This is a genomic window from Peribacillus alkalitolerans (assembly GCF_010882125.1).
Classification (GTDB): Bacteria; Bacillota; Bacilli; order Bacillales; family DSM-1321; genus Bacillus_BN; species Bacillus_BN alkalitolerans.
In genome coordinates, this window is the sequence record NZ_JAAGVZ010000011.1 from 115,040 (window position 1) to 129,424 (window position 14,385).

Annotated in this window: 12 protein-coding genes; 7 read left to right on the top strand and 5 right to left on the bottom strand. The window is 37.6% G+C overall.

Annotated features, from left to right (window positions below; translation table 11 throughout):
• Positions 1-2 precede the first annotated feature (2 nt).
• Genes G3O09_RS14310 through G3O09_RS14320 form a run of 3 tightly spaced genes read left to right on the top strand, consistent with a single transcriptional unit; the run spans position 3 to position 2,600 of the window.
• Positions 3-1,040, top strand: coding sequence for an electron transfer flavoprotein subunit alpha/FixB family protein (locus G3O09_RS14310; protein ID WP_163102166.1), 1,038 nt, complete (start codon positions 3-5; stop codon positions 1,038-1,040).
• Positions 1,024-2,319, top strand: a complete 1,296-nt coding sequence (locus G3O09_RS14315) for an FAD-dependent oxidoreductase (protein WP_163102167.1) — start codon at positions 1,024-1,026, stop codon at positions 2,317-2,319. The genes G3O09_RS14310 and G3O09_RS14315 overlap by 17 nt, the downstream gene beginning before the upstream one ends.
• Positions 2,301-2,600: a ferredoxin family protein gene (locus G3O09_RS14320; RefSeq protein ID WP_163102168.1), complete on the top strand. Its 300-nt coding sequence runs from the start codon at positions 2,301-2,303 to the stop codon at positions 2,598-2,600. The genes G3O09_RS14315 and G3O09_RS14320 overlap by 19 nt, the downstream gene beginning before the upstream one ends.
• 212 nt (positions 2,601-2,812) lie before the next feature.
• Here the strand turns inward: G3O09_RS14320 and G3O09_RS14325 are convergent, their stop codons facing one another.
• The 3 genes from G3O09_RS14325 to G3O09_RS14335 form a co-directional block, all read right to left on the bottom strand.
• Positions 2,813-3,016: a hypothetical protein gene (locus G3O09_RS14325; RefSeq protein WP_163102169.1), complete on the bottom strand. Its 204-nt coding sequence runs from the start codon at positions 3,014-3,016 to the stop codon at positions 2,813-2,815.
• Between the two features lie 194 nt (positions 3,017-3,210).
• The gene (locus G3O09_RS14330; protein ID WP_163102170.1) at positions 3,211-3,555 is read right to left on the bottom strand and encodes a hypothetical protein; all 345 of its coding nucleotides are present in this window, start codon (positions 3,553-3,555) and stop codon (positions 3,211-3,213) included.
• Between the two features lie 109 nt (positions 3,556-3,664).
• A complete protein-coding gene (locus tag G3O09_RS14335; RefSeq protein WP_163102171.1) occupies positions 3,665-4,114 on the bottom strand; it encodes an ATP-binding protein in 450 nt (149 codons plus the stop codon).
• Positions 4,115-4,352: 238 nt separating this feature from the next.
• Between G3O09_RS14335 and G3O09_RS14340 the strand changes: the two genes are divergently transcribed.
• Positions 4,353-4,787, top strand: a complete 435-nt coding sequence (locus G3O09_RS14340) for a MarR family winged helix-turn-helix transcriptional regulator (protein WP_163102183.1) — start codon at positions 4,353-4,355, stop codon at positions 4,785-4,787.
• Between the two features lie 383 nt (positions 4,788-5,170).
• Positions 5,171-6,865, top strand: coding sequence for a M3 family oligoendopeptidase (locus G3O09_RS14345; RefSeq protein ID WP_163102172.1), 1,695 nt, complete (start codon positions 5,171-5,173; stop codon positions 6,863-6,865).
• Positions 6,866-7,075: 210 nt separating this feature from the next.
• On the opposite strand, the gene G3O09_RS14350 is transcribed toward G3O09_RS14345, so the two are convergent.
• A complete protein-coding gene (locus G3O09_RS14350; RefSeq protein WP_163102173.1) occupies positions 7,076-10,111 on the bottom strand; it encodes an efflux RND transporter permease subunit in 3,036 nt (1,011 codons plus the stop codon).
• Positions 10,112-10,304: 193 nt separating this feature from the next.
• Here G3O09_RS14350 and G3O09_RS14355 point away from each other — a divergent pair, with 193 nt between their 5' ends.
• Positions 10,305-11,249 carry an alpha/beta hydrolase gene (locus G3O09_RS14355; protein ID WP_163102174.1) on the top strand — a complete coding sequence of 315 codons (945 nt, stop codon included), beginning with the start codon at positions 10,305-10,307 and terminating at the stop codon, positions 11,247-11,249.
• 39 nt (positions 11,250-11,288) lie between these two features.
• On the opposite strand, the gene G3O09_RS14360 is transcribed toward G3O09_RS14355, so the two are convergent.
• Positions 11,289-12,887, bottom strand: coding sequence for a two-component system sensor histidine kinase NtrB (locus G3O09_RS14360; RefSeq protein ID WP_163102175.1), 1,599 nt, complete (start codon positions 12,885-12,887; stop codon positions 11,289-11,291).
• A gap of 163 nt (positions 12,888-13,050) precedes the next feature.
• On the opposite strand from G3O09_RS14360, the gene G3O09_RS14365 reads away from it, so the two are divergent.
• The gene (locus G3O09_RS14365; RefSeq protein WP_420850345.1) at positions 13,051-14,094 is read left to right on the top strand and encodes a YkvI family membrane protein; all 1,044 of its coding nucleotides are present in this window, start codon (positions 13,051-13,053) and stop codon (positions 14,092-14,094) included.
• The last annotated feature ends 291 nt before the right edge of the window (positions 14,095-14,385 follow it).

The window sequence follows — 14,385 nt, forward strand, 5'->3', positions numbered from 1 at the left end:
ACATGTTTAAGGATCATAGAGGGGTTTGGGTTTTTATAGAACAAAATGAAGGGGTAATAGAAGGGGTTTCCCTGGAGTTGCTTGGCGCAGGAAAAAAACTGGCTGAAAAGCTTGAAGTTCCATTGGCAGGAATACTCCTTGGCCATCAAGTATCAACATTAGCGAATGAAGTCATTTACCATGGTGCGGATAAAGTATATGTCATTGATCATCCTGTGCTCGAAACATATCGAACGGAATCGTTTATGAAAGGTGTCAATGACTTGGCAAGAAAATATAAACCTGAAATATTCCTTTATGGGGCAACTCCTAATGGGAAGGATTTAGCAAGTGCAGTGGCTACAGATTTAAGCACTGGATTGACCGCAGATACAACGATGCTAGATGTAGAACCTTCAACTAGACTATTAGAAGCAAGTAGACCGGCCTTCGGTGGCAATATCATGGCGACGATTCTTTGTAAAAAGCATCGGCCACAAATGGCAACTGTCCGCCCAAAAGTAATGAAAGCATTGACAAGAGACAATAGAAGAAGCGGTGAAATTATTCAAGAGTCTATTGAATTATCAGAAGAAACGATGAGAACGAAAGTATTGAAGATTGTAAGGGAAGCTGCGAAAGCATCTAATCTTGCAGATGCTCATGTAATTGTGTGCGGTGGAAAAGGTATGGGAGACCCAAAAGGATTTGAATTGATCCATGAGTTGGCAGAGGTATTAGGTGCCAGTGTAGGAGGGACCCGGGATGTTGTGGAGGCTGGATGGCTCCCTCATGAACAGCAAGTGGGCCAAACAGGAGAAACGGTAACACCAAAACTGTACTTTGCGATAGGTATTTCTGGAGCGATTCAGCATGTGGTAGGAATGAAGAATTCAGAGATGATTATCGCCATAAATAAAAATCCTGAAGCAGCTATTTTTGATGTTGCTACTTATGGCATTGTCGGTGATGCGCTAGAAATTATTCCAATATTAATTGAAGAACTTAAACAAGAACTTCGCGCACAAGGAGGAGAAGTGAACTATGCCGGAAAAGTTTGATGTCATTGTCGTAGGAGCTGGGCCAGCAGGAACCTCCTGTGCTTATACATGTGCGAAAGCTGGATTAAAGGTCATGCAAATCGAACGTGGGGAATATCCTGGTAGCAAGAACGTGATGGGGGGTGTTCTTTACCGAAAACAAATGGAAGAAATCATTCCTGAGTTCTGGAAGGATGCACCACTCGAGCGACCGGTAATAGAACAACGTTTTTGGATGATGGACCAAGAATCGGTTGTGACATTTGGTTACAAAGATTTGGAGTGGGGTAAAGAGCCCTATAACAATTTCACAGTATTAAGGGCAAAATTTGATCAGTGGTTTGCATCAAAAGGTGTGGAGGCAGGAGTACTCCTTATCAATGAAACTGTTGTCAATGAATGCCTTGTCGAAAATGGAAAGGTGGTGGGAGTAAAAACAGATCGACCAAATGGAGAGGTTTACGCAGATGTAGTCGTTTTAGCAGACGGAGTCAATTCATTATTAGGCAAACAACTGGGCTTCCATAAAGAATTCCGTCCTGATGAAGTGGCATTAACGGTAATGGAAGTCATTAATTTGCCAAAGGAAAAAATTAATGATCGTTTTAATTTAGCAGATGACCAAGGCTGCACGATTGAAATTTTTGGTGATTCTACAAAAGGGAATCTTGGTACGGCATTTATTTATACGAACAAAGACAGCATCAATATTGGTGTAGGTACAACCCTATCCAGTATGATCAAGGCTAGAATCAAGCCATACGATTTACTCGATTATTTAAAAACTCACCCAATGGTTAAACCTCTCATTGATGGCGGTGAACCAGCTGAATACTTAGCCCATCTTATTCCCGAAGGGGGCTATTATTCCGTACCTAAGGTAGTGGGTAATGGTGTGGTAGTGGTTGGGGATGCTGCCCAGTTAGTGAACGCGATACATCGTGAAGGTTCGAACATGGCGATGGCATCCGGGAAATTGGCAGCAGAAGCCATAGTTGCTGCTAAAGAAAAAGGCGATTATAGTGAAGCTACTTTAAGTAAATATAAAAATGATTTATATGAAAGTTTCATTATCAAAGATTTAAAGAAATATAAAGACGCCACTCATACATTTGAAAACAATCCTGCTTATTTTAAAGACTATATCCCAATGATGAATCGAGCCATGAATAAATTCTTCTCCGTCGATGGTACACCGAAAAAAGACAAACAAAAGGAAATCATTCGTTCTGTCACAGAAGAGAGAGGAACATTAAGCGTCTTAAAAGATGTCTATAAAGCTTGGAAGGCGGTGAAATAATATTGTCATCGATTGAAGAAAAACAATATTTAGTCCGATTCAAAGCGGGTAAGAAATCACACTTAACAGTTATGAGCCATGATATTTGTATGACTCAATGTCCGGATAAATTGTGTACCATTTTTTGTCCAGCTGAGGTTTATAAGTGGGAAGACATTCGAATGCATGTAGGTTATGAAGGTTGTCATGAATGCGGAAGCTGCCGTATTGGGTGCCCTTATGAAAACATTCATTGGGAATATCCAGAAGGTGGGAAAGGGATAATTTTTAGATTGGCATAATTGTGGTGGAAAGCTGTCAATTGGCAGCTTTTTTTTTGTTCTCTTAATATAATTATGTAAAAGTTCATTTTTGATTTGTTACTATATTGATTGGAGCGGAAGGAACGAGACTCCTCGAAAATTGATTCGCAATTCCCTTCGTGTGGTGTTTATTCGAGGATGTTGATTCAATGTCCTGCGGGAAAAGCGGGAACCCACTGGCGTGCCATGCGTCAAGGAGGCTCCTTAACCGCCCGCTGAAAGCGAGTGCCTGGAACTGCAATCAACAGGATAGTTTTAACAAAGACATTCATGCTATTAAAAATCTCCACCATGGCACATGAAAATACATGGTGGTGCTTTATTTTAGAAGTGTTTTTAGGCAAAGACATAAAAAATGAATCAAAACCAGCATTTGAATGAACTTTTAGATCCATTTATTACTCCAATAAACAATTTAATCTTCATTTTAGAATCCAATTTAAATGAATCGGAGAAGTTACTAATTTTCGCTAAAAATGAAAAAAACCACTTCATAAATAAGAGGTTTACGGGTAAAGCATTATGTAGGTTATTTCACATACTGTGGCAAAAAGAGAGAAATGAAGCCCATTTTCTCTTTATATTGGTTTTAACTGATTTTTTGGTGGAAATAGGATTGAATCAATGTATCAGTTAGAGCAGTCCTTTCAATCGATTTCGCTAAATCAACTGCAGCATCAAATTTATGATGATAGGCTGATGTGTAATACGGTTTTGCGTACTCAAATTTCCCGGACTGATTAGAAGGATACACGACAACTTTCCATAAATAATATTCACTATCTATAGATTCAGGTCCACCTTCCAGCGCTACTAACCAGTGGGTAGCGAATAGTTCATCTGTAGTTAAATCTACCAATTTCTTACTATCTTCAAAACCAATCGGAATGATACATCTTTGAAAAAAATCACGGTAATTGGCAAAGGCAACCATACAATCTCCCCTTCCCAGTAGAAATATTCTGTTCCTTTAATATATGCTGTCGAGAAGGAAAGAAGACTGTTTTTAAGAATAATTTTTAGAATTTTTAAAAAATATACTATTAAACTATAAAAGGTAAGTAGATTTGTAAGGTTGTACCTGCATCTTTTTCATTATAGACTTCAATTTTGCCATTGAATTGTTCAATCATTTTTTGACATATAAATAAGCCTAAGCCAGTACCGTCTTTTTTGGAGGTGAAAAATGGTTCGAAGATTCGTTTTAAAGTGAATTCATCCATTCCGATCCCTTGATCACTAATTTGTATCACGATGAATTCATCTTTAGGGAACATTTGAATTTCTCCTTTGTCTCCGGCACTTGAGGCTTGGAAAGCATTTTTGACAATATTCAATACGACTTGTTTTACTTGATCCTTATATTTTTCACTTAAAAGTTGGATAAGACCTTTTACACCTGTCAGTGGGTTTTTGATTTCGTGTGTTGCCGAGGCTGCTAGTGTTCCAACAGTCTCAAGTTTTTGTCTTTCGTACTGGTCCCTTTGTTGCACGGTTTCTTTCTTCAATAGATAATACTTTAGGCTTAAATATATTACATGTAAAATGATCAAAGCCAAAAAATAGAATAAGCAAGATGAGTATCATTGTTGTAATCCAAATAGTTAAATGCGAGAATTGGCCATTTTTGACAATCCGGTTGATACGGGTACTATTGACTTCAAAATAGGGATTCTATATACTAATTTTGAATTCGAGATATTATTTATGGATGAGTTAGGCGGTGTAGACATGAGCAAAGAATCCATTGAACAATCTTTAAAACTGTTTATCGTTTTGTCGAGAGCTCATCGATCTATTAATGATCACGTGAATACATTCATCGCTGCAAATGGATTAAATCCAACTGAATTTGCTGTTTTGGAGCTCTTGTACCATAAAGGCCCGCAGCCTCTGCAACAAATTGGTGGAAAAATCCTCTTAGCAAGCGGTAGCATCACATATGTTGTGGATAAACTAGAACAAAAAGAATACTTGGTCAGAGAAGCATGCAAAAAAGATCGAAGAGTGACATATGCTACGATTACTGAAAAGGGGAAAGAATTCATCGAAAGAATTTTCCCAGAGCATGAAAAACAAATTGATCAAGTCATGAATGTATTGACAGATGCAGAAAAGGCTACAGCCATAACCATGTTAAAAAAGCTGGGGTTAAGTTTACAGTAGTAGTGAAAATACGAAGCCAAATTGGTTTCGTATTTTTTTTGGCTAGGTTAAAGCTCATTGTTGATTTGGGACTATGTCGATTGGAGAGCAAGGCTCGAGACTCTTCGAAAATGCATTCGCCTTTCCTGCGTGCGTTGTTTATTCCAGAAAGCTGTTTCCATGTCCTACTGGAAAAGTGGGTCAAGGGAGACCCCACAATGGCGCGAGTGCGCTTAAGGAGGCTCCCGAACCACCCATGGGAAGCGAGTGCCCCTCGCTACAATCAACAGGGTAGTTTAGCTGAACCTATTCTTTAAATTTTTCAAAATTTTTCTAGTTCAAAAAAGGATAATCAGTCGATTTTGTAGTATATATAAAGGGAATACATAGAAGGAAGTGATAGGATGAAATTCCAAGATTTTGAGTATAGAAGATTAGACGTCGATTCAATTAAAGAAAAGTTCAATTCTTCTCTAGAGCGTTTTAAAAGGGCTGAGACATTTGAGGCTCAAAATGCAGTGATGGAAGAAATCAACGAAATACGTAACGAAATTGGGACCATGTTCAATCTTTGCTACATTCGTTATTCTATTAATACTGAAGATGAGTTCTACAAACAAGAACAAGAGTATATGGATGAAATCCAACCGCTTATGGATGATTTGATTACTGAATATTATAAAGTTCTTGTAGATTCGAAGTTCCGTGCTGAATTAGAGCAGAAATGGGGAAATCAGTTATTTGATTTGGCTGATGCCCAGTTGAAGTCATTCAGCCCTGAAATCATTCCACTTATGCAGAAAGAAAACAAGTTAAAAACGGAATATTCTAAGCTGATCGCTTCTGCGAAGATTCAGTTTGATGGTGAAGAGAAGACATTGGCACAGCTTGATCCTTATACAGAATCAATTGATCGTGAAGTCAGAAAGTCTGCTACTGAAACTAAGTTCCAATACTTTAAAGACCATGAGGGTGCGCTGGACCGAATTTATGATGAGTTAGTAAAAGTTCGTACTGAAATGGCTCAAAAGCTTGGTTATAAAGACTTTACTGAGCTTGGCTATCATCGTATGCAACGAACAGATTACAATGCAGAAATGGTTGCGAATTTCCGTAACCAGATTCAAGAGTATATCGTACCAATTGTTTCCAAGCTTAAAGCAAGACAAAAAGAAAGAATCGGTGTGGATGAGTTAAAATTCCACGATATCGGGTTCAAATTCAAGACTGGGAATGCGAAACCAAAAGGGGAGCCTGCTTGGATCATTGAAAACGGTAAGAAAATGTACGATGAACTGTCTAAAGAGACTAGCGAATTCTTCCGTTACATGATCGATACGGATTTGATGGATCTAGTGGCTAAAAAAGGGAAGGAAAGCGGAGGTTATTGCACCTATATCAATAACTACAATGCGCCTTTCATCTTCTCTAACTTTAATGGAACATCTGGTGATATTGATGTTCTAACGCACGAAGCAGGTCATGCATTCCAAGTGTACTGCAGCCGTGACATAGAAGTGGCGGATTATGTATGGTCCACATCCGACGCTGCGGAAATCCATTCAATGAGTATGGAGTTCTTCACGTGGCCTTGGATGGAATTATTTTTTGAAGAAGACACTGACAAGTATAAGTTTTCACACTTAGGTAGTGCGTTAACGTTCCTTCCATACGGAACTGCGGTGGATGAATTCCAACATGTGGTTTATGCAAAACCAGAAATGACTCCAGCTGAACGAAAGCAGGCATGGAAGGAAATAGAGAAAAAATATCTACCTGAGTGGGATTATGACGGCATCCCATTCCTAGAAGAAGGCGGATATTGGCAACGTCAAGGACATATCTACAGTACACCATTCTACTATATTGATTATGTCCTAGCTCAAATCTGTGCCTTACAATTCTGGAAGCGCTCAAGGGAAGAAAAAGAAAAAGCATGGGACGACTACGTTCACCTTTGCAAACAGGGTGGAAGCAAGTCATTCCTTGGACTGGTTGAGGAAGCTAATCTAGTTTCACCATTCAAGGATGGATGTGTTCAATCTGTTGTAGGGGAAATTGAAGCATGGTTGGATTCAGTAGACGATAAAGCATTATAAGATAATAGAAATGAGGTGCACAGGCCAATAGAGCTTGTGCACCTTTTTTGCTTAAATTGGGATTTGATAAAAAAGCTGCTAGTTTGATAAAAAGTGGGGATAATTTGGTAATATATCGAAATATATGATAAAAAACCCCTGTTAAATGATAATAAATCTTTCTTTACATAAGAAATGGGCAACCCCTTTTAATGGTTTGCCCATTAATAACTACAGAGTGGCTTTTACTCTCTCCCTTTTTATAGCACGGAAGAAGAATAGTTCATAAATGACCGGAATCAAGATCAATGTTAGCAATGTTGACGATGTCAATCCGCCAATTACCGTTATGGCAAGCCCCTTAGATATTAGGTTTCCAGAGGATGTTGTCAATGCCAGTGGAATCAAGGCAGCAATAGTAGCGAATGCCGTCATTAATATTGGACGTAGACGTGTTTTTCCTGCTTCGATCAATGCGTCGCGTACAAACATTCCTTTTTCTTCTCGATTCTGGCCAATACGATCAACAAGAACTATCGCATTGGTTGTAACGATTCCTATTAGCATCAATAATCCGATCATTACACTTACAGACATCGGTTCTTTTGCAAGATATAATCCTAGGAACGAACCAATTGGAACGAAAATTAAAGAAGAGAGGATAATAAATGGAATCCTGGCTTTACCAAATGTAATCAACATAGTGATGTAGACAAGACCGATTGCCACAACCATAGCCAATCCCAATGCCTTAAAGGTTTCGGTTGTTTCATCGCTTCCACCACCACCCTCAAAATTAACAGTGTCAGGTAGTTTCACGTTTTTCTCTACTCCATCAATGACTTCTTTGGTAACTGCTGATACATTGTTCGATGTAACTTGGGCAAATATTTGAGCGAAAATCTTCCCGTCCAACTTTTGTAATGAAGTAAACTCATCCACTTCCTTAATTTCTGCAACATCTTTTAAGGAAACAGGACCTTTGGAAGTGAATATCTTTAATTCCTGAAGCTTTGCAAGGGTAGGAGATTCTTGATCATAGGAAAGGATGACATTACGCTCCGTTTTATCCAGTAAAAGAGATCCAACTGTCAATGGCTTCGTTTGGTCAGAAATACTGCCTAGAATCTGGAATCCGGAAAGACCTAACTCGTCAGTCTTTGAGGGATTAATGTCCACAATAATTTGTTTTTGTTTTTCTAAGAAGTTATTAGAAACATACTTTAAATCCTTCTGCTTGTTTAAGAATGCTTCAACATCTGAGGCACTTCTTTGTAAATCCTCAAGATTGTTAGAATAAAGGTTAATGTTTACATTATTATTGGAGGGAGGTCCTCCAGTAGATTGCTCTTGAATTCCGATTTTCGTATCAGGCTCAGTTTTTAGGACAATCTCTTCCATAGATATTTCCAAATTCTTGATAAACTTAGTTACATTTACATTCTCATTAAGGTTAATAAAATAACTGGCTTGGTTTTTACGTTTTAAGCCAGTTGTAAAATCACGGCTACCTATACCTGCAGTCACTTCTTTTATTTCTTCTTGCTCAGCGAACATCTTCTCCACTTTTAGGGAGATTTCATTCGTACGATTTAAAGATGTAGAAGAAGGTAGCTGCATAGTAGCAACTAATGTCTTTTGTTCTTCATTTGGGATGAAAGTGAAACCTAGCTTAGTCACTAAAAAAGATGATCCTAGTAAAGTAAGGACGGAAAGAAAGATGATTAGAGCTTTATGATCCAATGACCAAGAGATGCTTTTCCCATAGGCTATTTGTAATCGGCCATCTTTTTCTTCATGAGGCACGTTTTTAAAAGAGAACTTCGACAAGATTGGAACAATAGTAATAGAAACCAATAAAGATGTTAGTAGCGAGAAGACAATTGTTAAAGCGAACGGTAGAAAGAATTCTCCCGTAATACCCCCAACAAATCCTAAAGGCAAGAAAACCACGACTGTTGTTATCGTAGAAGAAGTGATGGCTTTAAGAATTTCTTTAGTTGAATCTAAAATAATGCCGTCATTGATCGTATTGTTGGATTTACGAACCCTTCTAAATATATTCTCTATGACTACGATACTATCGTCTACCACACGTCCAACTGCTACTGCCATACCTCCAAGCGTCATAATGTTCAGTGAAATATCTAATTGTGCAAGGAAAATGGAGGATACTAGTAATGATAAAGGGATGGATACAATCGCAATAATTGTGGCACGGAAATTACGCAAAAATACTAAAACTGCTACAGAAGCAAATAAAGCACCTAGTAATCCTTCTTTAATCAGTGTATATATGGATTGTTCGATTCCAGCTGCTGAATCAAATCCAATTGCATAATCCAATTCTACTTTATGGGAATTCAGGACATCACGGACTTTTTCAGCGATTTCTACTGTATTGGCATCTTGCTTTTTAGTGATGGCCATAGACAAGGAGTCCTTCCTATTAAATCTCGTAAATTCCTCTTTTTCAGATACCTCTTCAATACTTGCAAGTTCATCGAGTTTAATAGGTTGGCTATTTGGAATGAATGATGATTTTAACCTTATATTTTTGAGATTCTCAATCGTATCGATTTTCTCTTGTACTCTTACTGGAATTTCCAATTGATTTTCTGATATATTGCCAGCGGGAAAGGAAAGGTTTTTTCCATTTATGGCATCTTTAATTTGAGTTAAAGAAATGCCAAATTGTGAACTTTTTATCGGATCCACTGTAATTTGAAGTAGTTCTCCCTCAAGTCCCCCGACCGAAACATTATTGACTCCAGGTATCTTATTAATCTCTGGAACAATGATATCCTCCACTAATTTTTGAAGATCTGTTCCTTCCTTCGAAAACAAGGAGATATTATAGATAGGAAAGGTCCCGAACGAAAAGCGGTTAATTTTGGTTTGGACATTTTCAGGTAAATCGGCTTCTTTGATTGTATTGCTGACAAGCCGTTCGGCTTCATCAATATTACTGCTAAATGGAAACTCCATATTTATGATGGAGATGCTTTCGAATGAGGAGCTTTGAATTTTTTTCACTCCTTCAATTCCTTTCAAGCGGTCTTCCAGTTTAGAAGTGACATTTTCGTTTATATCCTGGGGAGAAGCTCCAGGATAAATGACTTCGATTGAGAGCTGAGGAAACTCAATGTTTGGCAGTAAATCCACTTTCAATTGGGAAAAGGAAAATAACCCTCCTAAAATTAGCAAAAAAGAAATGATAAACACTGCTACCGCATTTTTTAAACTGAACTTAGTTAGAAAGTTCATTTCCGTGACACCTCACTTGAATATAATAATTATATTATTTATTATACATGTTGTATAACTTTTGTATAGTTATAGATTTATTATTTTGAGTTGTCCTCGAACTTAACAATAAAAAAAAAATATTTATTTTGAACTTTATCCAACTTCAACCGTCTAATTGGTACAGAAAAGAAGCGATGGGGAGATGGATTTCATGAGAAATATCGAAGTAGAAATTCAATCGGGCGTACTTTTACAAGGGACATTATCATTTCCAGAAGGAAAGCAGGATCAATACCCGGTTGTATTAATAATGCCTGGTTCTGGAAATTCAGATCGTGATGGAAATAATGAACAAATGAAGTTAGTTGGTAACCTGTATAAAAAATTGGCAGAGGAATTTGCGACGATGGGTTTTGCCTCTTTAAGATACGATAAAAGAGGTGCAGGGAAGAGTGGGGGAAATACACTAACAACCGGATTCATAGATTTGATGGATGACGCGGAGTTTGCATATCAATTCCTAGTGGAGCATCCAGAAGTGGATCCTAATAATATATTCTTGTTTGGGCATAGTGAAGGTAGTTTTATTTGTCCTGCCATAAGTTTAAAACATCAAGTATCGGGTATGATTCTAGTGGCTGGTGGGGGAGAGACAATGGAATCTTCAGCCACCTATCAAAAACAATTAGCCTATAAAGAGTTGGTAGACAACAAAGGATTTCTTGGTTGGCTTGTAAGGACGTTCAAACTGGTTGATAAAACCATCAAGAAAGACCAAATGATTATGGCAAAAATTATGGATTCAGAAAGAGACACGATTCGTATAAGTGGGAAAAAAATGCCGGCTAAATATATAAGGGAGGCTTTCGGATATGATGTTCAAAAAGATATGGAAGAGGTAACATGCCCGGTATTAGCTTTAGGAGGAACTAAAGATTTACAAACTAGAGCGGAAAAAATGGAGAATCTACGAAACTGGGTAAAAGGGGACGTGGTTATTCATACTATTGAAAATATGGGCCATGATCTTAAAATCCATGAGGATGAGGTGAAGATATTAACCATGGTCAAATCCTTTAAGAATAAATTGCAGGATCCGGTGGCACCACTGTTACTATACCGTATGGAAGAATGGTTGACTGCCAATAAAAACTAATTTGAAAGGCTGGATTTTAAAATCCAGCCTTTGTAGGTTTTATGATTTTTGGTCAGAGGAAGTACTGATCATTTCAATAGGTAGGGTGATTTCAACCGTCGTTCCTTTACCAGGGAAGCTTGAAATCGCCATACTACCGTTATGTTGTTCAATGATTCTTTCAGTAATCATTAGACCTAGTCCAGTTCCAGTCTCTTTTGTTGTAAAGAATGGCTTTCCTATATCACGCATAATCTCTTCGGGAATTCCAACGCCATTGTCTGAAACAACGAACTTTACTTTATTTTCATCTACTCGCATGAACTGAAACTTAATTAGTCCACCATTGGGAATTGCCTCAATCGAATTCTTGACTAGATTGATAAACACCTGTTTTAATTGGTTTACTTCACATAAAATTTCTAAATCAAAGTCCGTGTATTCCCTTTCTATTTCAATATTTTTATAATGGGCATCTTGTTCGAACAGAACAATTACTTCCTCAAGAATTTCCCGGACTTTCTGGGCACTCAAATTGGATACGAGTGGTTTTGACAATTTTAAAAATTCACTTATGATACTATTCATTCTCTTGATTTCTGAAAGTATCAGTGAATAATAAGTCGAATGTCGAGTATCCTCTTCGTTCAACATTTGTACAAAGCCACCTATTACTTGAAGTGGGTTACGGATTTCATGCGCCACTCCAGCTGCAATTTCCCCAGTTACCTTCAACTTTTCAGAATTCGTAATGTATTCATCTAACTTTCTGCGCTCAGTAACATTCCTAATGATTAAAGAAACTGTAATGATAGTATGGTTTGAATCATAAATCGGAGAAATGGTAGCCTCCCCGATAATGAGCTCATGATTACTGGTTATTGTTTTTAGTTCCTTTCCAATGACACTTTTCCCATTCAGTACGGATGATAGATATGTTTGAATATCAATCTGATGGTCAGGGAAGATGGAATGTAGTGTTGGTGGCTTTATTTTCCGAACTTTCATTTCAAACAATTTACAAAAAGCCTCATTGAACTCCATTATTTCTCCAGTTACTGATAAGACTGCTATCGGATCTTGGGAATAAGCAAATATCGACTCATAGAGAGATTTGGTGGAATGCAGATCAGCTTTTGTTTTTGAGACGTTCTGCTCATTTTTAGTCCAAAGGTGATTTGAATGAGTGACCATATATAAAAGAGTTAAGAACGTGAATAAGGAAAACAAAATAAAATATGGAATGTCATCTATATCTGACCGAACCATCATAGTTGTTCCAACTAAAAAAACAGCAGTTATCTGTAATCCGATGGATGAGATGGTCGCAAAAATCAAAATGGCCTTCTGCTGATAAAAAGTAGAGATGATGATGGCTAAAATCATAAAAATAAAATTACTGATATAAGGCTGAATAATCGTTAAGTAAAAGGTAAAACCCAAAATGGAAGACACGATTATATACATGGTAACTTTGGGGTGGATTCTACTTTTTATACAAATCCATAGCAGGGATAATATTATGTATCCATATGGTGGCCATAAAATCTCTATATTCTGATCGATTGCAATATACACCAAAGTATCTATAAGCAAAATAATAGTTAAAAGTTTTACTAATATCGTATTGCGATGGCTGATTAATTCTATTTGCATCATGTTGTAAGTACCTTTCGAGAATTTCCCCTTTATTTTACCATGTTTTCAAGTATTAGGATGTAAAATAATTTGTGTCATGTATTCCCCAAAAGAAAAAAGACAAGTTTTGCTTGTCTTTTTTCTAAGTGTGTTTCATATACATGATTTGAAGGGGGAAGTGGACATGATGGGGAGATGGTCAGGAGCTTTCCAAATTGCTGCTGTTTATGTAGGAACAGTCGTTGGTGCTGGATTTGCTACGGGAAAAGAAATCGTTGAATTCTTTTCGAAATATGGGTTGTTTGGTACGTTATGTGTATTAGTGGCTGGGTTCATTTTTATATACTTTGGCACCAAAATGATGTTGCTGGCACTTCGAACAAAATCATCATCATACCAAGAATTGAATGAACATTTATTTGGAAGAAGACTGTCTTCGTTCATTAACCTTCTTTTTTTTATCATGTTAATGGGAGTTACTTCCGTGATGTTTTCGGGGGCAGGGGCGGTTTTTGATGAACAGCTTGGGATTGGAAAGACTACAGGTATATTTTTAACCATGGCCCTTTCTTTTGTAGTATTGGCTTTTGGTGTAAAAGGCTTGTTTGTTGTTAACAGTTTTGTTGTACCTGTCATGATTTTCTTTAGTGTTTTGTTGTGTGTCTTCAGTGTTTCACAGGGAGATTACGGATCTCATTTCGTTTCTATTCCAGATGGCATTCCGCTATGGAAAATGATGTTGTCCCCATTATCCTATGCTGCATTTAATTTGGCATTGGCACAAGCGGTCCTTGTACCTGTGGCACATGATATAAATGATGAGAAAATTGTTAAGGCCGGAGGAATTCTTGGAGGAATATTACTGACACTTATTTTATTAAGCAGTCATCTATCCCTGATTACGCTACAAGATGTTTCTGGTTATGAGATTCCCACAGCAGAAGTAATGAAGTTCCTAGCTCCACAGTTTTATTGGATTTATATCTTTATTATCTATGGTGAAATTTTCACAAGTATCATTGGTAATTCTTTTGGTTTGGAAAGACAGCTTAAACCAATTTTGAGAACTCGGAGCAGCATGATCATTGTATTTATTTTTGGAGTGTCATTTCTCATTAGTAAAATACAATATGGCGTTCTTCTGTCTTTCTTATATCCTTTGTTCGGGTACATAAGCATTGTTTTCTTATATTTGTTGTTCCGTGATCAATCAACCACTATACAATGAAAGAAGTTAACTAAGAACTAGAGATGTTGATTGCAGAGAAGGGCGAACGCTTTCCGCGGGCGTGGCTTGAGTCTCCTTCGCTACGCTCGTGCGGGGTCTCAAGTCTCACGCTTTTCCCGCAGGAGTCGTCGCTCCATGAATTTAAAGAAACTGGCAACTTGGACATGGAAAGTTGCTTAAGGATGATTTATAAAGCTTAATGAACAGGTTTTTAAGTTGATTTTTCAAGGACACTGGTTGATTGGAGCGGAAGGCGCTTGACTCCTGGGGGATTAGCGTTACAGGCGAGAC